The sequence below is a fragment of the Flagellimonas lutaonensis genome, from assembly GCF_000963865.1.
GTDB classification, from domain to species: Bacteria; Bacteroidota; Bacteroidia; order Flavobacteriales; family Flavobacteriaceae; genus Flagellimonas_A; species Flagellimonas_A lutaonensis.
Map to the genome: position 1 here is coordinate 471,543 of NZ_CP011071.1, position 26,354 is coordinate 497,896.

The window sequence follows — 26,354 nt, forward strand, 5'->3', positions numbered from 1 at the left end:
ACTGTTTCTTTTCTTAGGCAATATCAATCATTCGTTTTGGCTTTGGCAAGGCTTCTTCCTTCTTTGGAAGGGTCAACCTTAAAATACCATCAACGTAAGTGGCATTGATATTGTCTTCATTAACACTTTCTGGTAGAGTGAAAGAACGCCTAAACGAAGAATAAGAAAATTCCTTTCTGGTATAATTTTCTTCTTTTGTCTCATCTTCTCTGTTCACCTCTGACGAAATGGTCAACACACCATCTTCTACCTCAATGTTAAAGTCGTCTTTTTTCATACCTGGCATGGCCAGTTCAAGTTCAAAATCTTTTTCGTTCTCCTTAATGTTCACAGCAGGAAGATCTGTGTTTACGTTTTCCACGCCTCCCAACCAATCGGGTTTGAAAAATTCGTTCATAAAGGCAGGGAAAAGAACTCTATTGGTTTTTACTAGGCTCATGATGTTCTATTTTTTATGTTTTAGACTTCAGTTAAACATTCACCTCATCAATGGCAAAAGGTGTACCAACCCCAGCTCAATGCCTTTTTGTCATAAAAATTCAATAAGTAAATGCCAGAATGACATTAATTGTTTTGTGCGGTAAAAATGCGGAGCAATACGTTTGGAGGTACAATTTTATCGGGATATTCGTGCATGACCTCCAATACTTGGTCAATGGCAGCGGGTGGAAGCCCCATGGCCAAACCAATTTCATGAAGCTTTTGGATTTCTTGTTTGTGCTGTTCTTGGTCAATGTTCATAAGCAAAACCAACCGGTGAAACTGAACTATTCTATCGGCTTGGGACCCTAAGATTTTTTTCTTTGCTTTTTGCCTCAATAATTTTTCAAAAACCGATCTTTCGACTCCAAGGCTCAAAGCTACTTGTATGAGAAAAGCATATTCAGAAGATTTCATTTTGTCATCGACCCTGGCAAAAGCGATCAATTCAGATAATATGCTCAATTTTTCTTCGTACGTGCTCATTGGTGTTCGGTTGGCCTACTACAATAACTAAAAAATAAAGGGATTAGTGTATAAAAAAATCCTGGGTTGCCCCGGGATTTTTCTAACTAATTCAAATAATCACTGTTTTCTATGCGGTGATCCGCACTGCAACGGTGTACATTTTGCCCTCTTCTGTGTTTTGGGCATCTACCTTTTTGTAGTTCAAACGGCCTTTCACAAATCCTTCAAGGGCATTGTCTTCTGTCTCAACCGACAATACGACAATTTCCCCCTCGTTGTTGAACGTAAAACGCACTTGTGCATACAACTCTCCCTCTTCAATATCGAAAGAATTGTTCTGCAGCATTTTTTGAATTTGGGTAGAAATACTTTTACTTGGTTTGTTGGCGTCAAGGTCTGCTGCCAATACGTTTCCTGATAGTAGTAGCATTGCTGCCACTAAAACTAGACTGATTTTTTTCATGATGATTTCGTTTTAAGATTGATGATAAATTGATGAATATATTGAAAAGACGCCCCAAAAATTAAAATGTTACAACCAATTGTGGTTTTAACAGAATTTTAAACAACTTCATTCTAAAATACTTTGAAATTTCGGGTAACGGGATAACCCCGATATGATTTAACCGAAACATCGGGTTTCGCTAAGACCATGATAGATCATCCATCGCCAGTGTTAGGTATGGAACGGCAAAACAAATTCTTACCACCTTCATGACCTTTTGCTGAAAGCGGTCTAAATTTCTGGGGTTATCTTGATATCGATAACAAAGGCATCGCTCTTCTTTTCGGTAGCGGTAAGGATGACCTTTCTCCCGTTCAAATTCCTTTTTAAGAACCATTTTAAATCCGCTCTTTTCGAATCCACCTCCACAAGTTCTATACGGTTGTCCCCGTCTACTTTGAAAAGTACCCTTGCCGTAATGGCGCCTTTTTCAACATCAAAAGTGCTGCCCTGCAATAGTTGATGGATCTGCCCAGACAAATTTTGTGGGGGATGGTCTGCCGCTGTAACGTTCGCTATGGCCACCCCATAGAATACTAGTGCGATCGGCGCCGATAATAACTTCAATTTTTTTCATGACTCTGGTTTTATGATTAATAATTGATGACGCCCAAATAGACGACGAAAACACCATTTATTTACCAATTATTTTCCATTTAACCCCATTTTTTGAAAATATTATAATTATTTAACAATGTTGATGCAATTATTGTTAATATGGCCAAAAAAAAAAAAAAAAAGAGGCCTGGAACGGCCTCTTTTTTACACTGTATTTTAACGTGTCTACGACAGTAGTTCTTTGACTTTATCGGCAGCCTCTTGAAACTGCACAGCTGAGTGTACCGCCAGACCAGAATTGTCGATTATCTCCTTGGCCAATTCGGCATTGGTTCCTTGAAGTCTTACGATAATAGGCACCTGAATGGCGTCTCCCATATTTTTGTATGCATCTACAATACCTTGTGCAACACGGTCACAACGTACGATTCCACCAAAAATATTGATTAAAATCGCCTTGACATTGGGGTCCTTTAGAATGATCCGGAACGCTTCCTCTACCCTCTTTGCATCAGCCGTACCGCCGACATCCAAAAAGTTGGCGGGTTCGCCACCGGCCATTTTTATAAGGTCCATGGTGGCCATGGCAAGCCCCGCGCCATTGACCATACAGCCCACGTTTCCGTCTAGATCCACATAGTTAAGGCCTACGGCACGTGCCTCTACCTCAATGGGGTTTTCTTCACGAAGGTCGCGCATTTCGGCATATTGCTTTCTTCTGAACAGGGCATTGTCATCGATGGAAACCTTTGCATCGACCGCCATGATCTTATCGTCAGAGGTCTTCAGCACCGGGTTTATCTCGAAAAGACTCGCATCGCTCTGCTCGTATGCCTTGTAAAGGGCCGTGACAAACTTGACCATTTCTTTGAAGGCCGTACCTGAAAGTCCCAGGTTGAAGGCTATCTTTCTGGCCTGAAATGGCAAAAGGCCCGTCGCTGGGTCGATTTCCTCCGTAAAAATCAAATGGGGGGTCTTTTCAGCCACTTCTTCAATGTCCATTCCTCCTTCGGTCGAGTACATGATCATGTTGCGCCCCTTTGAACGGTTCAACAAGACCGACATATAAAACTCACTGGTCTCACTGGGGCCAGGATAGTATACATCTTCAGCAACCAAGACCTGGTGCACCTTTTTACCCTCTGGCGGGGTCTGTGGCGTCACCAAGTTCATACCAATGATGTTTCCTGCTATTTCTTCTACTTCCTTGAGATTTTTTGCCAATTTAACACCGCCGCCCTTGCCGCGCCCTCCGGCATGTACCTGTGCCTTGATAACGTGCCAGCCGGTACCGGTCTCTTGTGTCAACTGCTTTGCGGCGTCAACCGCCTCTTTGGCGTTGTGCGCAACAATGCCCCTTTGAACACGTACGCCAAAACTGGCCAAAATCTCTTTTCCTTGATATTCGTGAAGATTCATAAATATGCCTTGTTTGTTTGCGCCACAAAAATAGCAAACCACGAATAGAATTAATAATTTAAAGTGATGATTTGACGATGGGGTATTCGATGTTTGCGAAGACATCGTTGTTAAAAGCCCCCTTACGCCCCAAAATCTTTAAAATCCAACGGGTCAAAGTTTCTAAAATGGCCGTTCATGTCGATGATTTCCTTAGTGCGGTTTATTTGGTCAAGTACCTTGATGGTACCATCGAGATGACGTTGTATATACGACAAGCGCTCAGATTCTCGATTGAGCTTCAAAAGTTGATACTCTTGCTCAAATGAAAGGCCCATTTTATGGGCAAATGCATAGCTATTGAATTTTTCTAAGGGAATATTGGGAAACTCGACCCCCATCAGATCATACAACTCTTTCAACAACTGCAGCACCTCTGCACGCTGCGACTCGGGCGCATCGTATACCGACTCAAGCAGTTGCACTTCGCCCCCGGCATACAGTTTTCCGTTCATTTCATGTTGAAAAGACAATACCTTGAACACCTGTCGGGCAACGCAGACAACATCCATCTCGCCACCCTCATAGGTAGTAACCACTTCGACCAACTGTACCTCTGTACCGTAGGCTATGGTATCATCTATATACACCGGAATACCAAACGTAACGGCCTCTTGTCTGCAATCGTTTATCAACTGCTTGTACCGCTCTTCAAAGATGTGCAGGGGGACGGTCTCCCCAGGAAAAAAGACAGATTGTAAAGGGAAAAATGGCAGTTGCATCGTCAATTTTTTCTAAAAATACACAGCCCATGGAGAAATGACAACTTTAGTTCTGTTTATCATTTGTTATTTTTATAACATTTTGTTGCATTTATTTTTTGTTGTGAAAAATTTTTGTCTTACTACCCAACAAAAGGTAGTTTTGTGTAAAATCGACAACATATGAAGTCCACTGATCTGTTGAAAGTTGCCCGTGATTTTGGTGCACCCGTGTACGTATACGATTCTGAGAAAATTGCTTCACAGTTCAATCGTTTGTCGAATGCTTTCAAAGGTGTTGAAAACCTACGATTGAACTATGCGGCCAAGGCACTTTCGAACATCACGATCTTACGTTTGATGAACAGTTTGGGCAGTGGCCTTGATACCGTATCCATCCAAGAGGTGAAACTTGGCCTATTGGCAGGTTTTAAGCCTGAGGCCATTATTTATACCCCGAACGGCGTGTCGTTGGAAGAAATTGAGGAAGCCGCCGCTTTGGGGGTTCAGATCAATATCGACAACCTTTCGATATTGGAACAGTTTGGAAGCAAGCATCCCGACATACCTGTTTGCATACGAATAAATCCGCATGTCATGGCCGGGGGCAATTCGAACATATCGGTTGGGCATATCGACTCTAAGTTTGGTATCAGTATCCATCAGATACCACATCTTCTTCGTATCGTTGAGCTGACCAAAATGAACATCAACGGCATTCACATGCATACTGGCAGTGATATTCTTGACATCGATGTGTTTCTCTATGCCTCTGAAATACTTTTTGAGACAGCTAGAAATTTTAAGGACCTTGAGTTCATCGATTTCGGCAGTGGTTTTAAGGTGCCTTACAAAGAGGGGGATATTCAGACCAATGTAGAGGAATTGGGCAAAAAATTGACGACGCGCTTCAACGAATTCTGCGATGAGTATGGCAAACAACTTACACTCGCTTTTGAGCCCGGTAAGTTCTTGGTGAGCGAAGCTGGTTATTTCTTGGCCAAGGTAAACGTTGTAAAACAGACGACTTCGACCGTTTTTGCCAGTGTGGATTCTGGTTTCAACCACCTGATACGGCCAATGTTGTACGGGGCCTCCCACGAAATAGTCAATATTTCAAATCCCAAGGGGCGCGAGCGTTATTACTCGGTGGTAGGGTATATCTGCGAAACCGATACATTTGGCAGCAATCGCAGGATCAACGAAATCACCGAAGGTGACATTCTCTGTTTCAAAAATGCGGGTGCCTATTGTTTTACCATGGCCAGCAACTACAACTCACGTTACCGTCCGGCAGAGGTGCTTTGGCACCAGAACAAGGCATATTTGATTCGTGAACGTGAAGATTTCGACGACATCTTGAACAATCAAATAGATGTGAAAGAACTTTTCTCGACTCGAAAAGAACGGGTTTCGGCAAAATAGTATGGAAAATGCCTTCACCCTGATCATTGGCATCATCCTACTATCGCTGGGTTTTCTGCATATGTATTGGGGCTTTTTTGGCATCAAACACCCCGAAAAGGTGCTGCCACGGCCAAAAGACCAAGAACAGGTGGCCCTGCCGGGTAAAACTGCCACTTTTTTGGTGGGTTCCGTTTTGCTGTTGTTTGCCCTACTCTTTATTGCAAAACTGTTCAACCTTATTGTGGCCGATTGGTTGGTGTATGCACACATTTTCATTGGCCTGCTCTTTCTTGCAAGGGCCGTGGGCGATTTTAGACATATAGGCTTTTTTAAAACTATTAAAGACACCCCGTTTGCCAAGATGGACAATCGCTACTACAGCCCTCTATGTCTTCTGGTGGCCATCCTCATTGCAATTTCACTACAATGATGGTAAATACTTTTTTGGCACAATTTTCGTTAGTTTTGATATAGTCGATAGACTAAAACCTCAAATTTATGACGATGCGGACGATAACTTTTGTATTGACCTTACTTTTTGCGACCACTATAAGCGCCCAAGAGATCAACTGGTTGACATGGAAAGAGGCCGTGGCCCTAACCAAAAATGAAGGAAACACCAAAAAGGTGTTTGTTGATGTGTACACCGATTGGTGCGGTTGGTGCAAAAAAATGGACAAAGACACCTTTCAAAATCCAGAAGTGGCAGCCTATATGCAAGCCAACTTTCATATGGTAAAAATGGATGCCGAGGGCAAAGAACCCATAGAATACAACGGCAAAACCTTTAAATATGTGCCCTCGGGCAGGCGGGGCTACCATGAACTGGCAGCGGCTTTATTGCAGGGCCGTTTAAGCTACCCGACTGTGGTATTCTTAGATGAAAACCTGAACATGCTCTCCCCCGTTCCCGGTTACCAAAAGGTTGAGCCCTTTCTACAGATTGCCCGTTATTTTGGCGATGACATCTACAAGACCCAAGACTGGAAAAGTTATTCAGGGGTGGGGAAATAAGAATTGACACGCTAAACTTTATCTGACCAAATGGCAAGCTCATTTCCAGAAGGGTCAAGGAAGTGAAATCTCCTTCCACCCGGAAAAGAAAAAATGTCTTTTGATATTTGACCACCTGCCATAGCAATAACCTTTTTGATCTCTTCAAGGTTCTCGCTGTATAAAACCACAAGAACGCCATTGGTTATCATTTCTTGCGTCTTTTCAAATCCGCCTTCAAGACCGCTATTTGAAAAAGCAGTATAGGTAGGCCCATAGTCTGTAAAGCTCCAGCCAAAACATTCGGTGTAGAACCTTTTAATTTCTTCAAGGTCAATAGCCTTGAATTCCACATAATTTATTTGGTTGTTCACCATATCGCCTCTACAATCCTACCTGCTATAGTTCGGACTCTCTTTGGTGATGGTCACATCATGCGGGTGGCTTTCGTTGATACCACTGGAAGTTATCTTTACAAAACGGCCATTCTCTTTAAGGGCGGCAATATCTTTGGCGCCACAGTAGCCCATACCGGCCCTGAGTCCGCCGATAAACTGGTGCATGCTTTCGTACAGATCGCCCTTGTAGGGCACACGCCCCACAATGCCCTCGGGCACCAATTTTTTAATGTCGTCTTCCACATCTTGGAAATAGCGGTCTTTGCTACCCTCTTTCATGGCCTCGACCGAGCCCATGCCCCGGTAGCTTTTAAACTTACGGCCTTCATAGATAATGGTCTCGCCCGGTGACTCTTTGGTACCGGCCAACAATGAGCCGAGCATCACACTATCGGCGCCTGCCGCAATGGCCTTGGGTATATCACCGGTATACCGTATGCCTCCATCGGCAATCACGGGAACACCACTGCCCTTTATGGCCGCAGCCACTTCTAGCACGGCCGAAAACTGGGGAAAACCGACACCTGCCACCACACGGGTAGTGCAGATGGATCCCGGACCAATACCCACCTTAACAGCGTCTGCACCGGCCTTGACCAAATATTTGGCCGCCTCTCCGGTAGCAATGTTGCCCACCACCACTTCCAAATTAGGATAGGCTTTTTTGACTTCCTTTAAAATGGTGACCACCCCTTTGGTATGCCCATGGGCCGTATCGATTACCACGGCGTCAACACCTGCTTTGACCAAGGCCCCCGCCCTATCGACGGCATCGGATGTAACGCCAATGGCAGCAGCGACCCGCAACCGCCCATACTGGTCTTTGTTGGCTATGGGCTTTTGGGTAAGCTTCGTTATATCGCGAAACGTAATCAGGCCAACCAATTTATAATCGTCATCGACCACAGGTAGTTTTTCGATTTTATTCTCTTGAAGAATATCTTCGGCCTCGGTAAGCGTAGTGCCCTTTTTGGCAGTGACCAAATTCTCTGAGGTCATCACCTCTGTAATGGGCCGGTCGTTGTTTTTTTCAAAACGGAGGTCGCGATTGGTGACTATACCGAGCAATTTTTGATCTTTATCCACGATGGGGATTCCCCCGATACTGTGCTCTTTCATACTGGCCTTCGCATCGCGCACCACGGCATCTATCGGCAGGGTTACAGGATCCAAGATCATGCCGCTTTCAGCACGTTTTACCTTTCGAACCTTCATGGCCTGCTGCTCGATGGTCATATTTTTATGCAGCACCCCAATACCACCTTCACGTGCCATGGCAATAGCCATTTTTGACTCGGTAACGGTATCCATAGCGGCTGAAACTATGGGCACGTTGATGGTTATGTTACCGGTGAATTTTGTTTGAATATTTACCTCGCGGGGAAGTACTTGGGAATAAGCCGGCACTAAAAGAACATCATCGTAAGTGAGACCTTCGCCGACAATTTTTTGGAGGTGGGCTTCCATGGCAATTACAGATTAATTGCGTGCAAAGATACTACATATAATTCAACCCTAGAGCAGCGTATTCCGATAGACAGGTATTATCTTGGCGCCAATCCATATTTCAGAGCACCCATGCCCCAAATTGGAAAAAAGAGATAGGCTATTCTATTCCTTCCGGAAAAATTTTAACATCTGCTAATTTATTGGTTCTGAACCATTAATAATTCTTTGTTTTTATTTATTCTAAATAAGCATTGTTAACTCAATTTTATGATTTAGTTTTGCGGCAGTTTATTTTTAAATAGTCTAAATAAAATGAACAAGACGGTAACGCTCTTCGCATTATTTGCTTTCGTGGGTGTTTGGGCACAGCAAACTCCCCAAGCTATGGATTCAGTTAGGTTAAATGAAGTGGTGATCTCGGCCAAGAAAATTTTTGGCAGCAAGTTCGAGGCCCGAAACAGAACAGGGTCTTCCTACTATATTTCACCAGAGGAAATCAAAAAGTTCAATTATACCGATGTCAACCGCACCTTGAGAAGCGTACCAGGGGTCAACGTGTATGAGGAGGATGGTTTCGGACTTCGTCCCAATATCAGCCTCCGCGGTACTTCGCCAGAAAGGAGTGCAAAAATCACCTTGATGGAAGATGGCGTATTGATAGCCCCCGCCCCTTATAGTGCCCCTTCGGCCTATTACTTTCCTACGATAGCACGCATGCAGGCGGTTGAAATCTTAAAAGGGAGTAGCCAAATCCAGTATGGCCCCTACACCACTGGGGGTGCCATCAATATGCTTTCAACAGAAGTGCCCGACACCTTTAGCGCCGTGTTGAACTCGAGCTATGGCAGCTTTCAAAGTGGAAGGGTTCACGCCTTGCTGGGCGATAGCAAGAAAAACTTTGGTTATGCCATCGAATACCTAAACTATAATTCCAACGGCTTTAAAGAGCTTGACAATGGTGCCGATACCGGTTTTGACAAAAACGATTTGATGGCCAAATTCAGGGTCAACACCAATCCCGAGGCAAAGGTGGGACACGAATTCGAACTGAAGTTCCAGTATTCGGATGAAACCTCGAACGAAACGTATTTGGGATTGGCCCAACAAGATTTCGAAGACACTCCCTTTAGGCGATATGCCGGATCCCAAATTGATGAAATGAATACCGAGCATATGCAGTTTATGGGTACGCACACCTTAAAGTTCAGTGACTATTTTGTAATAACCACCACGGGGTACTACAACGATTTTAGTCGCAACTGGTATAAACTTGACTATGTGACCATTGATGGTGAACGCGAGGGCATCTCCAATATTTTGGAAGCCCCCAATACCCTTGTTGCCCATTACGACCTTGTGAGGGGCGCGATCAATAGCGATGCGGACGATCTGTTGGCGGTCAAGGCCAATAACCGCGATTATCTATCGACCGGTGTACAGACAAAACTCGATTATCATTGGACCGGCGAGAAAACCTTTCATGATATAGAAGTGGGGCTTCGCTACCACTATGACGAAGAAGACCGCTTTCAATGGGTTGATGACTATGCTATGAACAACGGTAATATGACTTTGGTCAACGCTGGGGTACCCGGCACCAATGCAAATCGCATCAGCGATGCCCGTGCCTTTGCCGCATATGCCCAGTATAAGCTCAAATACAACGACCTTACATTAACGCCCGGGCTTCGGTATGAAAACATTACGCTTTCACGGGCCAACTATGGAAGCAATGATGTGGCGCGTACGGGGGTCGATCTTTCCGAAAGGGAGAACAAAGTGGATGTCTTCATTCCCGGAATCGGTTTCAACTATAACTTTGACAACATCTCAGTTTTCGGTGGTGTCCACAAAGGATTCTCACCACCTAGCAACCAACCTGGCGAGAAACCCGAGGAAAGCATCAATTATGAATTGGGAAGCCGTTTCTCTTACGCCGGATTTACAGGTGAAGTGGTCGGTTTCTATAACGACTACAGCAACCTATTGGGCAGCGACCTTGCAGCCACGGGCGGCACAGGAAGTCTAGACCAGTTCAATGCAGGTGAGGTAAAAGTACAGGGTGTGGAAGTGCTGCTGAACTACAACCTATTGCCCAATGCCAAGAATTTTATTCTGCCCGTTACTTTTGGCTATACGTTTACGGATACAGAATTTTTGAACAGTTTTGGAAGTGAAAACGATATCTGGGGCGAGGTCAATGTGGGCGATGAGTTGCCCTATATTGCAAAGCACCAATTCAACACCACACTTTCACTGGAACATTCAAAATACGAGGTCAACCTAAGCGTCCGTTATAACGGTGAGTTTAGAACTCAGGCCGGTTCTGGGCCTATTCCGGCCAGTGAAAGGGTTGATTCCAACTTTATTTTTGACTTGGCAGGTAAATACCGATTGGGCAACCATTTGGCACTTACGGCCAACGTTATCAACCTATTTGACGAAACCTATGCCGTGGCCAGGGTACCGGCCGGACTGCGCCCTGGACATCCTTTTGGAATCTATGCCGGTTTTGAACTTCGGTATTAGCAATTTCCAGTTTAGTAAATCTAACGCCCGAAAAATTTCGGGCGTTTTTTTATTTGTAGGCAGAAAATAGTTCGGTAGCCTTATTGTAGGCAGCCTCGAAGACCATCCAGTTGACATTGGTTTCGGCCTTGGCTGCCGTAAAGTAAGAAAGCATCTTTTCGGTGGGCATATTGCCGGTAAGTTCGTCTTTTGCCATGGGGCAGCCCCCAAAACCCTGCACGGCCCCATCAAACCGGCGACAACCGGCCTTGTAGGCGGCATCGACCTTCTCGTGCCATTTACTGGGGGTCGTATGTAAATGGGCACCAAACTCAATGTGTGGATATTTGGGTATGAGGTTCGAGAACAGGTAATCTATAACTTCGGGCGTTGAGCTGCCAATAGTATCTGAAAGCGACAAGATCTTTACGCCCATACCCGCAAGCTTCTCTGTCCACTCCCCCACTATTTCCACATTCCAGGGGTCACCATACGGATTGCCAAACCCCATTGAAATATAGGTAACCACCTCTTTTTCTGCCCTGTTGGCAATCTCCAATATTTCTTTAAGGGTATCTACCGACTGGGCAATGGTCTTGTGCGTGTTCCGCATTTGAAAATTCTCGGAAATCGAGAAGGGGTACCCCAAATAATCAATGGGCTGGTGCTGGCAGGCATCGTTTGCACCACGTACATTGGCCACGATGGCCAGCAATTTGCTCCGCGTCTTGGAAAGATCAAGCTGCACTAATACCTCTGCGGTATCGGCCATTTGCGGTATGGCCTTGGGGGATACAAAACTGCCAAAATCAATGGTATCGAATCCACACCCTAAAAGCGACTGTATGTAGCGTACTTTTTCTTTGGTGGGAATAAAGGTCTTGATGCCTTGCATGGCATCTCGCGGGCATTCGATAATCTTTACCTGTTCGGGCATGTAGCCTTGTTGTTTATAGGTTTTTTGGTCAGTAAGCCACCGATATAAATCGTGGTCGCCTATTCCCATCAATAATAACCGATGTTCTCGGTCACCGTTCAAGAACCACCCAAAATTACCACTATTTATCAGATAGCAGCAGGTAGGCGGCTATGCCCACAAAGACCACTATCTGCAACCATTTTAGAAAAGTTCCGGTGTTGGGGTGTTTTTTAAGATATTCGGCTATGCTTCCCGCCAAAACGGCAATTCCCCCAAAAATAAAAAAGGTAACCGCCATAAACAACAAGCCCAAAATGTAAAATTGCCAAACGGTGCCCAAGGTCTCGCTGAAAAGGAATCCCGGAAAAAAAGCCAAAAAGAAAATCGTTACTTTCGGATTCAACACGTTCATGGTGAACCCGGTCACAAACAAATCTTTCAATCCTTTTGGGGAGACACTGCTTTCAGCCACATCAATGGAACCACCTGACTTGAACACCTTATAGGCCAAGTAAAGTAGATAGGCGGCCCCGAACAGTTTTATGATCCAAAAAAGCATATCGCTCTTGTTGATAATGGCCGACACCCCAAAGGCCAGCAGAGTGGTATGCACCAAACAACCGCTTACAAGCCCCACAACTGTGGCCAGACCGTATTTTCTACCATATGAAACGCTCTGGGCCAGTACAAATATATTATCGGGCCCCGGCGATATGGCCAAAGCGGCAGAAGCCATTACAAAAGCTACAAGTATTTCGAGGTTCAAACCCGTTCGATTTTGAGGGGTGAAAATACAAATTACAATGTTCGTGCCCCATAAAATCGTACCTTGAATTAAAAATGGAACGAGCTCTCGTAATTGTATTTATAATTGTCTTTCAAGGTTTGGCACTTGCCAATCCTAAAACAAACAACCATTTGCCCGTGAAACAACTTACCGATAGCGTGTTACGTCATGTAGTATTGTTCAAGTTCAAGGAGGGAACACCCGCAGAAACGGTCAAAAAAAATAGAAACGGCTTTTTCTGAACTGCCAACAAAGATTGCCGAAATAAAAGCCTATGAATGGGGACCCAACAATAGTCCTGAAGGATTGGACAAGGGTTTTACCCATTGTTTTTTCGTGACTTTCGAAAACGAGGCCGGCCGTGATGTATATCTACCACACCCTGACCACCAAAAGTTTGTCGCCCTGGCCTCACCACACATTGAGGATGTTTTGGTAGTGGACTATTGGACTCTTTCAGATTAGGCCCTTTCAAGAATGGACTTGTTTATTTTTTTTACCAAGGAAGGCCCCTCATAGATAAATCCGGTGTAGAGCTGCACCAAGTCTGCCCCGGCATCAAGCTTTTCAAGGGCATCTTCTGGCGAATGAATGCCCCCAACCCCGATGATCGGAAATGCCTTGTTGCTTTTTTCGGCCAAAAACCGAATGACCTCAGTACTTCTTTGGGCCAAGGGCTTGCCGCTAAGGCCGCCTTTTTCCTCGGCCAAGGTAAGGTGCGACTTTAGGCCTTTACGCTCAATAGTGGTATTGGTGGCTATGACACCGTCTAATTGGGTCGCCTTCACGATATATATGATATCCATCAACTGTTCTTCGGAGAGGTCTGGTGCAATTTTCAAGAGAATCGGCTTTTCGGCGGTCTTGAACTTGGCGGCATATTTCTTATTCTCGCGCTTCATGATTTTTAAAAGCTCCATCAAAGGCTCTTTCTCCTGTAATTCGCGCAGACCGGGTGTATTGGGAGAACTGACGTTGACCACAAAATAATCGACATGTTCAAAAAGGGCATCGAAACAAATGAGATAGTCTTTGGCCGCCTCTTCATTGGGCGTTACTTTGTTTTTGCCAATATTGCCCCCGATCAACACCCTATGCTCTTTTTTGAGCCTTTCTACCGCATCAAACACCCCAGAATTGTTGAAGCCCATACGGTTGATGATAGCCTTGTCTTCCTTTAGGCGGAACAGTCTTTTCTTCGGGTTGCCCGGTTGGGGCTTTGGCGTAAGGGTTCCTATTTCCACAAAACCAAAACCAAAATCCGAAAGTTCGTTGTAGAGCTTTGCATCCTTATCAAAACCGGCCGCCAAACCCACGGGATTCTTGAACCGTAGGCCAAATACCTCCCTTTCAAGACGAGGGTCTTCAACCACGCATATCTTCCGAAATAAGGATGTGATGCCCAACTTTGACAACAGCCTAATCGCAAAAAAGGTAACATGATGGGCGGTTTCAGCATCCAACAAAAACAACAATGGACGCAAGAAAAACTTGTACATTAAGAAGATTTTTGGCAAAAATATAAACTCTGCCAACCAATGGGTAACATTGACGCTATTTTTCGTTGACCTGCGGCTCGGCGAAAATGGGGGTACGTGAAACTTGGTTACAAAGTTTGATATACAGATTGTATTGGTCTTTACTAAACTGTGATAGCATTCGTTGATCGATCATGTGCATATTCTTCTGTATACTGTCAAGCAATACCTTGTACTTGTGCGACATTTTAAGGAGCTGTTCAGGTGGGCTTTCTGAATGCTGCTTCAGTAAGTTTTTTGCCTGTTCTTCCAAGAAACTGTTTCGGTATTTCAACTCCGCGCCCCAATTCTTCATCTTTTCGATCTGGGCATCGGTAAGCTTAAAGACCTCAATAATCTTTTCGTCGGAACCACTGCCCACGCCCAAATAACAAACTTCTTGGGCAAAGACCGAACCAGTGGCCAGTAGCATGTAAAGTAGCAGTCTATTTTTCATGATTTCCTTACAATAATAACGAATAGGTTCAAGTATTGTCCACTGATTTTCCAAATTTTCCGTCTGAATAAATCCTATTTTTGGGCAAAAACATTTTCCATGGACAAATTATTGCCGCGATTTCTTGAATACGTGGCCATTGATACCCAGAGCGATCCCCGCGCAGATACGGTTCCCAGCACCAAAAAACAATGGGACCTCGCCAAAAAATTGGTTATGGAACTTCAGCATATAGGCATGCAAGAGGTTTCCATAGATGAAAATGCATACATCATGGCAACCCTGCCGTCAAACACCGACAAGAAGGTTCCGACCATCGGATTTATTGCCCATTTCGATACCTCCCCTGATTTTTCGGGAAAGAACGTAAAACCACGGGTCATTGAAAATTATGATGGCGGCGATATTGTGCTGAACAAGAAAAAAAATATCGTGTTGTCTCCCGACTACTTCGCAGACCTCACACAATATGTTGGGCAAACTTTGATAACCACAGACGGTACTACTTTATTGGGAGCCGATGACAAGGCCGGGGTTGCAGAGATCATTACTGCAATGGAATACTTGATACAACACCCAGAAATCAAGCATGGCAAAATTAGGATCGGCTTTACCCCGGATGAAGAAATAGGTAAGGGGGCACATCATTTTGATGTGGAAAAATTTGGGGCCGCATGGGCCTATACCATAGACGGAAGCCAAGTGGGCGAGTTGGAATATGAAAACTTCAACGCTGCAAGGGCCACCGTGACCTTTTCAGGAAAAAGTGTGCACCCAGGCTACGCCAAGAACAAAATGGTCAATGCCATTGCACTAGCAAACGAATTTTTAAGCCTTTTGCCAAAAAAGGAAGTGCCTGAAATGACTACTGGTCGTGAAGGTTTTTTTCATGTGCACGAAATCAAGGGGACAATCGAGAAAGCCAGCGTAGACCTGATTATCCGAGACCATGACCCTGAACACTTTGAGGCCAGAAAAGAATTGTTATACGATATTCAGGACAAAATTAATTCACGGATAGAGAATGTCGTATCGGTGGTGATTGAAGATCAATACAAAAATATGCGCGAAAAGATAGAACCTGTCTTCCATATTGTGGAAATCGCCGAGGAAGCCATGCACCAACTTGGCATTGAGCCCATAATAAAGCCCATTAGGGGCGGCACCGATGGCTCTCAGCTAAGTTTTATGGGGTTGCCCTGCCCCAATATTTTTGCCGGCGGCCATAATTTTCATGGCAAGTATGAGTACATACCTCTTGAGAGCATGCAAAAAGCGGTCGAGGTTATAGTGAAAATTTGCGAACTTACAGCGGAAAGGTTTAGGGATTGATAGGTTTTGGGTTTGGGATTGTTTGAAATGGGAGTGGCAAAAATGTGATTCGGTGATAATCTGATAAGGACATTTCAAATTTCAAGCACCAAATTCCGAAAAAGGTACAATGAAAAAGTATTCGTGAACAATTTGTGAAATTCGCTTCCTGTTCAATCGTAAAAAAAAGTGGATGATGGAAAAATTGGAAAAAATTGAAGCCTATTACGAAAAGGAACACCCTTTTCGTGAGGGTATCAACCGGTTGCGTGAGCTGGCCCTCAAGACAGTGGCCGAAGAAACCTATAAATGGAGCATACCCGTGTACACCATAGACAACAAAAATGTTTTTGGCATCTGCCGTTTCAAAGACTTTTTTGGGGTCTGGTTCTTTAATGGAGCTTTGTTGAGCGACCCAAAAAAAGTCTTGCGAAATGCCCAAGAGGGCAAAACAAAAGCCATGCGCCATTGGAACTTTACCGCTTTGGAAGAAATTGATGAAAAAGGGGTTTTGGCCTACATGAAAGAGGCCATTGCAAATCAGAAACAGGGAAAAGTGCTGGCACCCAAAAAAAACAGTTCAAAGAAAGAAGTGGCAATCCCTGAACAACTGGCCGCGATTTTGAATGGCAATGAGGCACTCAAAAAAGCCTTCAATGGCCTTGCGCCCTACAAGCAGCGGGAATTCTGCGAGTACATTGGGGAAGCCAAACAAGAAGCTACCAAAAACAGGCGCCTTCAAAAAATCATCCCTATCATAGAAAAGGGAATGGGGCTAAACGATAAGTACCGATAACAAAAAAGCACCTTTCAACAAGGTGCTTCTTTTATCATTTTTATTTATAGCTACTTTTTTGCAGGGGGCGATGCGAGCTTTTTGCTCATTTCCATTGAAATGGCCGAACGGTCAAATTTTAAACGACCGGCCATCGTCTCGATGACACATGAATTGTCTTTGTCGTTCAAATCGACCACCTTTCCGTAAAGTCCGCTCTTGGTGATGATTCTATCCCCTTTCTTCAATGCCGCCGCAAATTTTTTCTCATCTTTTTGGCGTTTGATCTGTGGGCGTATCATAAAGAAGTACGCCACCGCAAAAATGAGAATAAGCGGTAAAAATTGTTCCAATCCTCCTCCCATTAGGCTATCCTTTTTTCATTGGAACAGCCAATTCTTGGCCATTCTTTGGGTTCACATATGCTTTGATACGAATTATTTCAGAGCCTTTGTCGGTATTGGCGACCACAGTTACGGTCTTGGTAACGGCACCGTTGCCCGAACCATTGAACTTAACCAACAACTCACCGCCCTCACCTGGCGCAATAGGAGTATTCTTGGGGTACTCAGGTACCGTGCAGCCACAGGTGCTTCTTGCATCGGTGATCACCAATGGGGCATCGCCCGTATTGGTAAACTTAAAAATGGTCTCTTGCGGGGTACCTTGAACAATGGTTCCGAAATCATGTTCCTTTTTGTCAAAGGTCATGACCGGAAGCTTTTTTTGCGCCTCATCCCTATTGGCGGCAACCTCAACATTGTCGGCATTGATCTTGCTGGTGGCCTTTTTATCCTTGCAGGAAAAAGAAACCAACAAAATGGCGGCCATTCCAAAGGTGCTCAATACTTTTTTCATAGTATATTATCGTTTTTGATTTCAGCAAAAATAACCAATTCTGTCGTTATAGAAGTCCGCGCCCCACTTTTTGTAATTTGCCGCTGGCCTTGTATTCTTTTACGAGCTTGTCTAACACCCCATTGATGAATATGCTGCTCTTGGGGGTCGAATACTCTTTGGCAATCTCGAGATATTCGTTGAGCGTCACCTTTTCTGGAATGGATGGAAAGTTCAACAGCTCACAGATGGCCATCTTGAGCAAGATACTGTCGATCTCTGCAATCCGGTCATTGTCCCAATTAGGGGTCTTTCCCTCAATTTCCTTTTCCCATTCGGCATCGTTCAATAGGGTTTTGGTCAACAATTCGTCGGCAAACACCATATCGTCATCATCTTTTAACAATCTGGGCAAAAAATATTTGTCGCCCACCCCAGGCTTTGCCTTGCCCATACGTTTGACCAAAAAAGTATTTACAATGGGGAAATCATCGACCCAAGTAAGTTTGTAATCCTCAAAAAACTCATAGATTTTTTCGTTGGGCGCAATAATGGTCTTGTAGAGTGAAATCAAGAATTCTTTGTCTTTTTCATAGCCATCGCCCTCATCGTTCATGTAATCGATGTACAACTGACTGCCCACAACCTCTTTGTAAATGATTTTCACATATTCATCATTAAGGTCCCATGCCTTCAACTTGCGTTTTGACAGCTCTTGTCTCAGCGCCTGGTTGTCCACTATCTGCCGAAGCAAATGATTATTGATGAATTTCTCTTTGTTGGGGTAGTTGTCCTCTTCGGTGGCCAAGTATTTTTTTGAAGCGTGCTGCACGTGCTTTTCCGCCATTTTGTGCACTTCAGACATAAGATCGAGTAGTAGCAGGTAAAGTACATACATGCTATCGATGCTATATTTCAGAAACTTCTTCTGCTTGTCCAAAGATTCATCTTGCGACTGGATAAGTGCATAAATGCACTGCATTACCTTTACCCTGATATGCCGTCTTGTGAGCATTTTTAAAGAACTTTTGAATCGATGTTGTGTGCTGACGGCGCAAAAGTACGCTATATTTTGTTTTGGCCTAGCGAATCATGGTTTGTTATCAGTTTTATAACATTTCTTTTCTGGTCGATCATATATCTTTGTCGAATTGCCAGCTAACATAGAACCGACCCTGTGGTCAAGAAACCTTCATGAAAGAACTTCGCTACTTAAATAAATATTTCAAAAAATACTGGTTCAAATTACTTGTCGGCATCATCATTACCATTATTGCCCGGGTATTTTCGTTGGTAATGCCGTCTTACGTCAACAAGTCGATACAGGCCGTGGAGGCCTTTATTGCCGGCACCGTTTCAAGAACCGAGACCAAAGAGGTACTGCTGCAATACATACTCATTATAGTGGGTGCTGCCCTGCTCTCGGGGCTCTTCACTTTTTTGATGCGGCAGACGATCATCAACGTATCGCGATACATCGAGTATGACCTCAAGAACGAAGTTTTTGACCATTATCTTTCATTGAACCTAAACTTCTACAAGCGCAACCGAATAGGCGATCTTATGAACCGCATCAGCGAAGATGTGGGGCAGGTACGCATGTATGCAGGCCCCGCCATTATGTACGGTATTCAAACATTGACCCTGTTTGCCTGCCTTATTCCGTTGATGTTCATCAAGGCGCCTACCATAGCCCTTTATACGTTGACACCGCTGCCGATACTCTCTATCTTGATTTATCAGATAAGCCGTATCATCCATAAAAGGAGCACCAAGGTGCAAGAGTTCTTGTCATCGCTCTCAACCTTTACCCAAGAATCTTTCTCTGGTATTTCGGTGATCAAGGCCTATAACCTAGAGCCCAAGGTGAATGCTGAATTAAAAGAGTTGGCCATTGAGGGAAAAAATACCAGTATGGATCTTGCAAAGGTGAACGCTTGGTTTTTTCCGTTGATGATACTGCTCATCGGCATCAGCAACATCTTCGTCATTTATATTGGGGGGAAACAGTATATCGATGGTGAAATTGAATCAATCGGAATTATCGCCGAATTCATACTCTACGTCAATATGCTCACCTGGCCCGTAGCAGTGGTAGGATGGTTGACTTCCATTGTGCAACGTGCCGAGGCATCACAAAAAAGGATCAATGAGTTCTTGAACGAGCAGCCGACCATTAAAAACGAGGTGGCCGAGCCCACACCGATCAGGGGCAAAATCGAATTCAAAGATGTCACCTTCACTTATGAAGACACCAACATCACGGCCTTAAAAAATGTATCCTTCACCGTTAAAGAGGGGCAGACGGTCGCCATTCTTGGCAAGACAGGGTCAGGCAAATCGACCATTTTAGACCTTATTGCGCGTTTGTACGATGTGCAATCGGGTGAGATCTTGATCGACGGACGGCCCATTAAGAGCTTGAACCTTAATTCGCTGCGGAACGCCATCGGGGCGGTGCCACAAGATGCCTTTTTGTTCTCCGACTCCATCGCCAACAATATTCGCTTCGGAAAAGAGGACGCCACACAAGAAGAAATTGAAGAGGTGGCCAAGAAGGCGGCCGTGCACAAAAATATAATGGGGTTTGCCAAAAAGTACGATACCGTGCTCGGCGAACGTGGCATTACCCTAAGCGGGGGGCAAAAGCAGCGGGTCTCCATTGCAAGGGCCCTGTTGAAAGACCCTGCCATATATCTTTTCGATGACTGCCTATCGGCCGTGGATACCGAAACAGAAGAAGAAATTTTGAACAATCTCAAAAAAGCTTCCCAAAACAAGACCACTTTGATTGTGAGCCACAGGGTCTCTTCTGCCAAGAGTGCCGATAAGATAATCATACTCGAAGACGGCAAAATAATTCAGGAAGGAACGCACGATGAACTCAACATGGTAGATGGCTATTATAAAGAGCTCTATCTTGAACAACTCACTGAGAAAGAATAATCAAAAGTTGCTCGGTTAGGTTTTTTTTTACATTTTTGGTAGAATAATTTAACAAACAGAACACTAAACCATTATTATGAGCGATAAAGATTTGATGGATCAAGAAGAGATCTATTCCAAAGTACTTAGAGCCGGCAGACGAACCTATTTTTTTGATGTGCGAAGCACCAAGGCAGGTGATTATTACCTGACCGTTACAGAGAGCAAAAAGTTCACCCATGATGATGGTTCTTTCCATTACAAAAAGCACAAGATCTACCTATACAAAGAAGACTTTGATGCCTTTAGGGAAAATATAATCGAGATGATGGATTACATTATCAAGGAAAAAGGGACAGAGGTCATTTCAGAACGCCATCAAAAAGACTTTAAAAAAGAGGAAGAGGAGAACAAGGCAAGTGAAAATGGTTCTCCCACCGAGAATTTCACCGATGTCGACTTCGATGATATTTGAGGCCCTCAAAAAAACTACAAAAACGGTCTGTTTTCGCAGACCGTTTTTTTATTTTTAATGCGGACTAATTCAACCCATGGTGCATTTTGATGAAAATTCGTCATTTCGAGTGTCCCGACTGTAAATGTTGGGGTATATCGAGAATAGAAATTTCAGTGCCAAAAACCTTGCCCGCCAGCGCCGTTCGAACGGGTTTTCAATACTTTTTCCTCCCGACAGCTGTCGGGAGGAAAAAACTCGAACTGACGTTGTTTGGATATGAAGCCATCAAAAAGCTCCACGGATTAATTCAATAAACACCTATGAAGAAAAAAGTACTGTTTTTACTGATTTTTGCAAGCCTTGTCGTCACCGCCCAGAACGATGTTACATTAAACTACTATCTACCCGATAATGTATCATATGATCCGAGCGTTCCAACCCCGAAAGAAATTATCGGGCACGAAGTGGGCGAATGGCACGTGACCCATGACAAACTGGCCATGTACATGCAGATATTGGCCGAAAAAAGCGACCGCATCACCATTGAAAACCGTGGTAGTACCTTTGAGGGCAGACCCATATTGTTGCTCACGGTAACTTCTCCTGAAAACCACCAGAACATCGAAAAAATCAGGCAAGACCATATTGCCCTGACCGAAAATGGGGGCACAGCGCTCGACATCTCACAAATGCCCATTGTGGTCTATCAAGGTTTCTCCATTCACGGCAACGAACCCAGTGGGTCGAACGCCGCCCTGGCCTATGCGTATCATTTGGCCGCGGCCCAAGGCCCTGAAATCGAAGAAACGTTGAACAATATGGTCATTCTATTAGACCCTAGCTTTAACCCTGACGGGCTGCAGCGTTTTGCCTATTGGGCCAATGTACACCGTAGCCAAAATTTGAATCCCGATCCCAACGAAAGGGAGTACCACGAAGTCTGGCCCGGTGGCCGTACCAACCACTATTGGTTTGATATGAACCGTGATTGGTTACCGGTACAGTTGCCCGAAAGCAGGGCCCGAATCGAAACCTTTCACAAGTGGCTGCCCAATATCTTGACCGACCACCACGAAATGGGCACGAATTCGACTTTTTTCTTTCAGCCGGGCGAACCCTCAAGGGTGCACCCGTTGACACCCAAGATCAACCAAGAACTGACCGCAGAAATTGGCACATACCATGCCAAGGCCTTAGATCGTATCGGGTCGCTTTACTATTCTGAAGAAAATTATGATGACTATTACTACGGAAAAGGTTCCACCTTTCCCGATGTGAACGGTAGCATCGGCATCCTCTTTGAGCAGGGAAGTTCTCGGGGCCATATTCAGGAAAGTGAAAACGGAATTCTCACCTTTCCATTTACGGTGCGAAACCAATTTACCACGGCCCTATCAACAATTGAAGCGGCTAAGAATATGCGCGCCAAAATACTTGATTACCAGCGAAAGTTCTATGCCGATGTCAAGAACGAAGGGGCCAGAAGCAAGGTCAAGGGATACATTTTTGGAGACACCAAAGATCGTGCAAGGGCATGGCACTTGGCAGAAATCTTGAACCGTCACAAATTAAGGTTTCATGAGTTGGCCGGCGATGTCACTGTAGCAGGTAAACGGTTCAAAAAAGGAGCCGCCTATGTGGTTCCCATGAACCAAAAGAACCCACGCCTCTTAAAGGCGATGTTCGAAAAGCGAACCGCCTTTACAGATAGTCTCTTTTACGATGTTTCGGCATGGACCTTCCCCTTGGCATTCAACCTAGATTACACCGAAGTTTCATCTTTGGCCAACGCCGGTGACGAAATCACCGATTTCAAACCGCTCTCAGGAAGCGTTTTTGGTAAGAGCAATTATGCCTATTTGTTTGAATGGCAAGGGTATTACACGCCTAAGGCGCTCAATATGATCTTACAAAAGGGGCTCAGGGCCAAGGTGGCCAAATCGCCCTTTACATTGGAAGGCACCAACTACGATTATGGCACCATCATGGTGCCCGTTCAAAATCAAAAAATGGACGTAGATGCCCTCCATGATTTTCTTCAAAAGGTAGCGAAGCAAGCCAAAATCGAGATAAATGCCGTTACTACCGGACTCACCCAAGGCATCGATCTGGGCAGTAATGACTTTGATCCGGTAAAGAAACAGAATGTGGCCATTTTGGTGGGCGATGGTGTTCGCTCGTACGATGCCGGTGAAATATGGCACCTGTTTGACACCCGCTACGACATGAAAATCACCAAAATAGACACCCGCTATTTCAATAGTGTCGATTTGAGCAAGTACACCGACCTTATCTTGCCAAGTGGTTGGGGCAGTCAAATTTTGGATAAGGAAGGTGCCGAAAAAATAAAGCAATGGGTAAGGTCGGGCGGTACGGTCATCGGATACCGAAACGTGGCCCAGTGGTTCAAGAAGAATGAATTCATGAAACTAGAGATGAAAGAGGACACCCTTGTGGCCAAAGACATCTCTTACGACCAAAAGCAAGATTATCTGGGGGCCCAGGTCACCGGTGGTGCCATTTTTGAGGCCAAATTGGACCGTTCGCATCCCATAGGGTATGGGTACACCAATGACAAAATTTCCCTGTTCAGAAATACCAACATCTATCTGAAGCCAGAGAAAAACAGCTATGACAATCCCATTCAATACACCAACGACCCGTTGCAAAGCGGGTATATCTCAGAAGAGAACGAGGAGCTGATCAAAAATAGTGTTCCGTTCAAGGTACGGAGATTGGGCAGGGGCCGCGTTATACTGTTTACCGACAACACCAATTTCAGGGCCTTTTGGTATGGAACCAACAAATTGCTGATGAACGCTATTTTCTTCGGACAGATGATGTGATTCCAATCACTTTTACCAAAAACAGATTTAGAACGGCATGCCCCAATACAAAAAGGCATGCCGTTTTCCATTCATAAACTCCTGTTAGGATTAATAATGCCAGCATATAAAAGATAGGATAGGCCAACATGGCAAAGCCAAAACGGAAAGTGGACATGAACTCGGGTTCGGGCACTTTAGGTTTGACCAATACCCTCCATAAAAAAACCAAGGGCAGATTGAGCATATAGAATAAAAATCTGCTTGCCGGTTTTAAGAAATGGGTGGTCCGTTTGTTCGATGGCAATTTGAAAGATGGTGCTTTGGCCAGCAGTGCATTGACTTTCTGGGGATTTGTAAAATCAGTACAGGCCATTTCAAGCCTTTCATCCCAAAGCCCGTATTCTTCTTCCGCTGCAATGTGGGTGGTCAATTGTTTCAACTGTTGAAAAACCGCTTCTTTCAAGGTATTGACACGGTCTTGCGAACTATGTTCTTGTACCCGAATGGGGGAGCCGTACCATACCGCTGTACTATCACCCATACTGGGGGCAGATTGATAGTTTTGGCCTACGGGTACCAAATGGATGTCCAACTTTCCATTATTGTCAAGTGCCGCATCGATCAATCGCGTGAACCCCTTGCTCAAAGGGCGTACACGCCTTCTGAGATTGTGGTTGGCTTCGGGAAAAAGAAGTATCGCCCCATTTTCTGCCAATATGTCCGCACATGCCTCGAAAATGGCTTGGTTCTTTGCCAGTGTATCTTTACCGTCGCGCATGCGATAAATGGGAAGCATCTGCAGAAATCGGAACAGCGGTCTGAAAATCGGGTTCTTGAACACATCTGAACGGGTCAAGAACCAAGGTTTCCTTTTGCAATGGGTGGCAATGAGCAGCACATCCATCAGGGCATTCTGGTGGTTCGAAAGAAAGAGCACCGGTTTGTCTTCGGGTACATTTTCAAGGCCAACGATATCTATCTTTCTGTAGTAGAAAAAAAGTCCTGCTGAAATCCAATACTTGAAGAAATAATAGCCGAACTTTTTCAAACCACTTCTTCTTTTTCAATGGCCCAGTGGCCCCAAAAACTGCCCAAGACCAATCCGGAGACGAGATGCCAAATACCCCAAAAAGCGGTTAAGAGGGCCATTCCGCCGAGCCCATCAAAAAAGGTAAAGATGAGCAAGAGGCCAAGGCCCGAATTCTGTATGCCCGTTTCAATCGTAATGCTTCGAACATTTTCCTTTGAAAAGCCCAAGAACTTTGCCAGTGAAAAACCGGTCAGGAATGCCACCAAATTATGCATGACCACCAACCAGAATACATAGATTACATACTCGACAAAAATGTCTACATTCTTAGCCAGTGCCAAAAAAATCAACAATACAAAAAAGGCCAACGATCCAAGTTTAAATCCTTTGGCCAAGCGTTTTGCCAATTGTGGCCGCAGATGGTTCACCCACATTCCCAAAACCAAGGGCACACCCAGTAATAGCGCCACCAATTTTACCATCTCGAGGGGCGATATGGCCACCTCGCGTAAAATATAGGCGGTCGGTTCGTACATTGAACCCCAAAATTGTAGGTTCAAAGGAGTCATGACAATGGCCAACAAGGTGGCAATGGCCGTAAGGGTGACCGATAGGGCCGAATTGCCTTTTGCCAAATGGGTTATAAAATTGGAGATGTTACCCCCTGGGCAAGCCGCAACCATAAACATGCCAAGGGCCATACTGGGCAGTGGTTGTGCCATCAACACCAATAAAAAGGTTATGGTGGGCAGCAGTACAAATTGACTGAACACACCAGCTATGACCAACTTTGGCCGGTTCAGCAATTGTTTAAAGTCTTCTAGGGAAATTTCCAAGGCCACGCCGAACATGACCAAGGCAAGGGCCATGTTCAGCACCCATAACGATTTACTGTCAAAATTGATATGGACATTGTCTATGAGCTGCTCCAATACATCACGAAATTTTGAGTCCGTTGGGAACCTTGACATCGGGTCGCAAGAGCACCACGTCATCTCCCTCAACAGCACCCAAGATAAGGCATTCGCTCATAAAATCGGCAATCTGTTTTTTTGGAAAGTTTATTACGGCCACAACCTGCTTGCCCAACAGGTCTTCTTTTTGGTACCGCTTGGTCAACTGGGCAGATGATTTTTTGACCCCTATTTCGGTGCCAAAGTCAATCTTAATTTTATAGGCCGGTTTCCGGGCCTTTTCAAAATCGCTCACCTCAACAACGGTCCCAACCCGCATATCGACCTTGGCAAAATCGGGCCACTCGATTGTTTTACCCATGTTTTATCTTCAATTTATCCAACATTTCCCTAGAGACATTGCCAGAATAGGTGCCGTAAGCATCGACCAACAAACCTTTTTCACCTGTTGAAGTCTCTATAACATACAGAATTGAATTGTCATCGGGGTTCGTCTCACCTTCAAAACGATAGTATTTGACCACGTTGAGGTTTGCGGCTTCATGTATTTTCTTCTTGGCCTTGTTTTCGACTCCAACCGTACAGAGGTTAAAATCTTCGGTATACCCTAGACGTTGTAGGTCTTGTATGGCTTCTGCCAACGAGTCATATGATTCTTTCATGGGTTTTATT

General features: G+C 44.7%; 29 protein-coding genes. 10 read left to right on the forward strand and 19 right to left on the reverse strand.

Going from position 1 to position 26,354, the window contains the following annotated elements; translation table 11 throughout:
* Positions 1-13: 13 nt before the first annotated feature.
* The 6 genes from VC82_RS02165 to VC82_RS02190 all read right to left on the reverse strand — a co-directional run bounded on the left by VC82_RS02165 (position 14) and on the right by VC82_RS02190 (position 4,191).
* Positions 14-439, reverse strand: a complete 426-nt coding sequence (locus tag VC82_RS02165) for an Hsp20/alpha crystallin family protein (RefSeq protein WP_045800921.1) — start codon at positions 437-439, stop codon at positions 14-16.
* Positions 440-564: 125 nt separating this feature from the next.
* Entirely contained in the window at positions 565-966 is a 402-nt protein-coding gene (locus VC82_RS02170) for a hypothetical protein (RefSeq protein WP_045800922.1), read from the reverse strand.
* 109 nt (positions 967-1,075) lie between these two features.
* Positions 1,076-1,411 carry a hypothetical protein gene (locus tag VC82_RS02175; protein ID WP_045800923.1) on the reverse strand — a complete coding sequence of 112 codons (336 nt, stop codon included), beginning with the start codon at positions 1,409-1,411 and terminating at the stop codon, positions 1,076-1,078.
* A 273-nt stretch (positions 1,412-1,684) separates the two neighbouring features.
* Positions 1,685-2,020 carry a hypothetical protein gene (locus VC82_RS02180; protein ID WP_157517941.1) on the reverse strand — a complete coding sequence of 112 codons (336 nt, stop codon included), beginning with the start codon at positions 2,018-2,020 and terminating at the stop codon, positions 1,685-1,687.
* A 216-nt stretch (positions 2,021-2,236) separates the two neighbouring features.
* Positions 2,237-3,430, reverse strand: coding sequence for an ADP-forming succinate--CoA ligase subunit beta (gene sucC / locus VC82_RS02185; protein WP_045800925.1), 1,194 nt, complete (start codon positions 3,428-3,430; stop codon positions 2,237-2,239).
* A 122-nt stretch (positions 3,431-3,552) separates the two neighbouring features.
* Complete coding sequence (locus VC82_RS02190; RefSeq protein WP_045800926.1) at positions 3,553-4,191, reverse strand: LON peptidase substrate-binding domain-containing protein; 639 nt, start codon at positions 4,189-4,191, stop codon at positions 3,553-3,555.
* Between the two features lie 162 nt (positions 4,192-4,353).
* Here VC82_RS02190 and lysA point away from each other — a divergent pair, with 162 nt between their 5' ends.
* The 3 genes from lysA (at position 4,354) to VC82_RS02205 (ending at position 6,591) form a co-directional block, all read left to right on the forward strand.
* Entirely contained in the window at positions 4,354-5,595 is a 1,242-nt protein-coding gene (gene lysA, locus VC82_RS02195) for a diaminopimelate decarboxylase (RefSeq protein WP_045800927.1), read from the forward strand.
* Position 5,596: 1 nt separating this feature from the next.
* Entirely contained in the window at positions 5,597-6,007 is a 411-nt protein-coding gene (locus VC82_RS02200; protein WP_045800928.1) for a DUF3995 domain-containing protein, read from the forward strand.
* A gap of 74 nt (positions 6,008-6,081) precedes the next feature.
* Positions 6,082-6,591 carry a thioredoxin family protein gene (locus VC82_RS02205; RefSeq protein WP_045803186.1) on the forward strand — a complete coding sequence of 170 codons (510 nt, stop codon included), beginning with the start codon at positions 6,082-6,084 and terminating at the stop codon, positions 6,589-6,591.
* Between the two features lie 11 nt (positions 6,592-6,602).
* Here VC82_RS02205 and VC82_RS02210 read toward each other — a convergent pair whose 3' ends face one another.
* Together VC82_RS02210 and guaB are read right to left on the reverse strand one after the other, a co-directional pair.
* The gene (locus VC82_RS02210) at positions 6,603-6,923 is read right to left on the reverse strand and encodes a VOC family protein (protein ID WP_245615951.1); all 321 of its coding nucleotides are present in this window, start codon (positions 6,921-6,923) and stop codon (positions 6,603-6,605) included.
* 39 nt (positions 6,924-6,962) lie between these two features.
* Entirely contained in the window at positions 6,963-8,435 is a 1,473-nt protein-coding gene (guaB, locus tag VC82_RS02215; protein WP_045800930.1) for an IMP dehydrogenase, read from the reverse strand.
* A gap of 294 nt (positions 8,436-8,729) precedes the next feature.
* Between guaB and VC82_RS02220 the strand changes: the two genes are divergently transcribed.
* On the forward strand, positions 8,730-10,946 hold the full coding sequence (locus tag VC82_RS02220) for a TonB-dependent receptor family protein (protein ID WP_045800931.1): 2,217 nt from the start codon (positions 8,730-8,732) through the stop codon (positions 10,944-10,946).
* A 49-nt stretch (positions 10,947-10,995) separates the two neighbouring features.
* Here VC82_RS02220 and VC82_RS02225 read toward each other — a convergent pair whose 3' ends face one another.
* Together VC82_RS02225 and VC82_RS02230 are read right to left on the reverse strand one after the other, a co-directional pair.
* On the reverse strand, positions 10,996-11,862 hold the full coding sequence (locus VC82_RS02225; protein ID WP_045803187.1) for a hydroxymethylglutaryl-CoA lyase: 867 nt from the start codon (positions 11,860-11,862) through the stop codon (positions 10,996-10,998).
* A 121-nt stretch (positions 11,863-11,983) separates the two neighbouring features.
* On the reverse strand, positions 11,984-12,610 hold the full coding sequence (locus tag VC82_RS02230; RefSeq protein WP_218917638.1) for a LysE family translocator: 627 nt from the start codon (positions 12,608-12,610) through the stop codon (positions 11,984-11,986).
* A gap of 276 nt (positions 12,611-12,886) precedes the next feature.
* On the opposite strand from VC82_RS02230, the gene VC82_RS15885 reads away from it, so the two are divergent.
* On the forward strand, positions 12,887-13,096 hold the full coding sequence (locus VC82_RS15885) for a Dabb family protein (protein ID WP_313777716.1): 210 nt from the start codon (positions 12,887-12,889) through the stop codon (positions 13,094-13,096).
* Here the strand turns inward: VC82_RS15885 and VC82_RS02240 are convergent.
* Complete coding sequence (locus VC82_RS02240; protein ID WP_045800933.1) at positions 13,093-14,130, reverse strand: quinone-dependent dihydroorotate dehydrogenase; 1,038 nt, start codon at positions 14,128-14,130, stop codon at positions 13,093-13,095. The genes VC82_RS15885 and VC82_RS02240 overlap by 4 nt on opposite strands.
* A gap of 55 nt (positions 14,131-14,185) precedes the next feature.
* Entirely contained in the window at positions 14,186-14,605 is a 420-nt protein-coding gene (locus VC82_RS02245; protein ID WP_157517943.1) for a hypothetical protein, read from the reverse strand.
* 99 nt (positions 14,606-14,704) lie between these two features.
* Here VC82_RS02245 and pepT point away from each other — a divergent pair, with 99 nt between their 5' ends.
* Positions 14,705-15,937 carry a peptidase T gene (gene pepT, locus VC82_RS02250; RefSeq protein ID WP_045800935.1) on the forward strand — a complete coding sequence of 411 codons (1,233 nt, stop codon included), beginning with the start codon at positions 14,705-14,707 and terminating at the stop codon, positions 15,935-15,937.
* A 172-nt stretch (positions 15,938-16,109) separates the two neighbouring features.
* The gene (locus VC82_RS02255; RefSeq protein WP_313777710.1) at positions 16,110-16,712 is read left to right on the forward strand and encodes a YdeI/OmpD-associated family protein; all 603 of its coding nucleotides are present in this window, start codon (positions 16,110-16,112) and stop codon (positions 16,710-16,712) included.
* 50 nt (positions 16,713-16,762) lie between these two features.
* Here VC82_RS02255 and yajC read toward each other — a convergent pair whose 3' ends face one another.
* From yajC to nusB, 3 genes are read right to left on the reverse strand one after another with little or no spacing between them, the layout of a single operon-like run.
* Entirely contained in the window at positions 16,763-17,056 is a 294-nt protein-coding gene (gene yajC, locus VC82_RS02260) for a preprotein translocase subunit YajC (protein WP_045800937.1), read from the reverse strand.
* A 4-nt stretch (positions 17,057-17,060) separates the two neighbouring features.
* Positions 17,061-17,549, reverse strand: coding sequence for a DUF1573 domain-containing protein (locus VC82_RS02265; RefSeq protein WP_045800938.1), 489 nt, complete (start codon positions 17,547-17,549; stop codon positions 17,061-17,063).
* A 46-nt stretch (positions 17,550-17,595) separates the two neighbouring features.
* Positions 17,596-18,543, reverse strand: coding sequence for a transcription antitermination factor NusB (gene nusB, locus VC82_RS02270; RefSeq protein WP_045800939.1), 948 nt, complete (start codon positions 18,541-18,543; stop codon positions 17,596-17,598).
* Between the two features lie 179 nt (positions 18,544-18,722).
* Here nusB and VC82_RS02275 point away from each other — a divergent pair, with 179 nt between their 5' ends.
* From VC82_RS02275 to VC82_RS02290, 3 genes are all read left to right on the forward strand, one after another.
* The gene (locus VC82_RS02275) at positions 18,723-20,474 is read left to right on the forward strand and encodes an ABC transporter ATP-binding protein (protein ID WP_045800940.1); all 1,752 of its coding nucleotides are present in this window, start codon (positions 18,723-18,725) and stop codon (positions 20,472-20,474) included.
* Between the two features lie 76 nt (positions 20,475-20,550).
* Complete coding sequence (locus VC82_RS02280; protein WP_045800941.1) at positions 20,551-20,928, forward strand: PUR family DNA/RNA-binding protein; 378 nt, start codon at positions 20,551-20,553, stop codon at positions 20,926-20,928.
* A 302-nt stretch (positions 20,929-21,230) separates the two neighbouring features.
* On the forward strand, positions 21,231-23,756 hold the full coding sequence (locus tag VC82_RS02290; protein WP_045800943.1) for a M14 family metallopeptidase: 2,526 nt from the start codon (positions 21,231-21,233) through the stop codon (positions 23,754-23,756).
* Here the strand turns inward: VC82_RS02290 and VC82_RS02295 are convergent.
* The 4 genes from VC82_RS02295 to VC82_RS02310 are packed head-to-tail and all read right to left on the reverse strand — an operon-like array spanning position 23,731 to position 26,344.
* On the reverse strand, positions 23,731-24,786 hold the full coding sequence (locus tag VC82_RS02295; protein WP_052698859.1) for a lysophospholipid acyltransferase family protein: 1,056 nt from the start codon (positions 24,784-24,786) through the stop codon (positions 23,731-23,733). The genes VC82_RS02290 and VC82_RS02295 overlap by 26 nt on opposite strands.
* Positions 24,783-25,739, reverse strand: coding sequence for a bile acid:sodium symporter family protein (locus tag VC82_RS02300; protein WP_045800944.1), 957 nt, complete (start codon positions 25,737-25,739; stop codon positions 24,783-24,785). Before VC82_RS02300 ends, VC82_RS02295 begins: the two co-directional genes overlap by 4 nt.
* A complete protein-coding gene (locus VC82_RS02305) occupies positions 25,705-26,043 on the reverse strand; it encodes a tRNA-binding protein (RefSeq protein WP_045800945.1) in 339 nt (112 codons plus the stop codon). Before VC82_RS02305 ends, VC82_RS02300 begins: the two co-directional genes overlap by 35 nt.
* Entirely contained in the window at positions 26,036-26,344 is a 309-nt protein-coding gene (locus VC82_RS02310) for a hypothetical protein (RefSeq protein WP_045800946.1), read from the reverse strand. The genes VC82_RS02305 and VC82_RS02310 overlap by 8 nt, the downstream gene beginning before the upstream one ends.
* Positions 26,345-26,354: the final 10 nt, after the last annotated feature.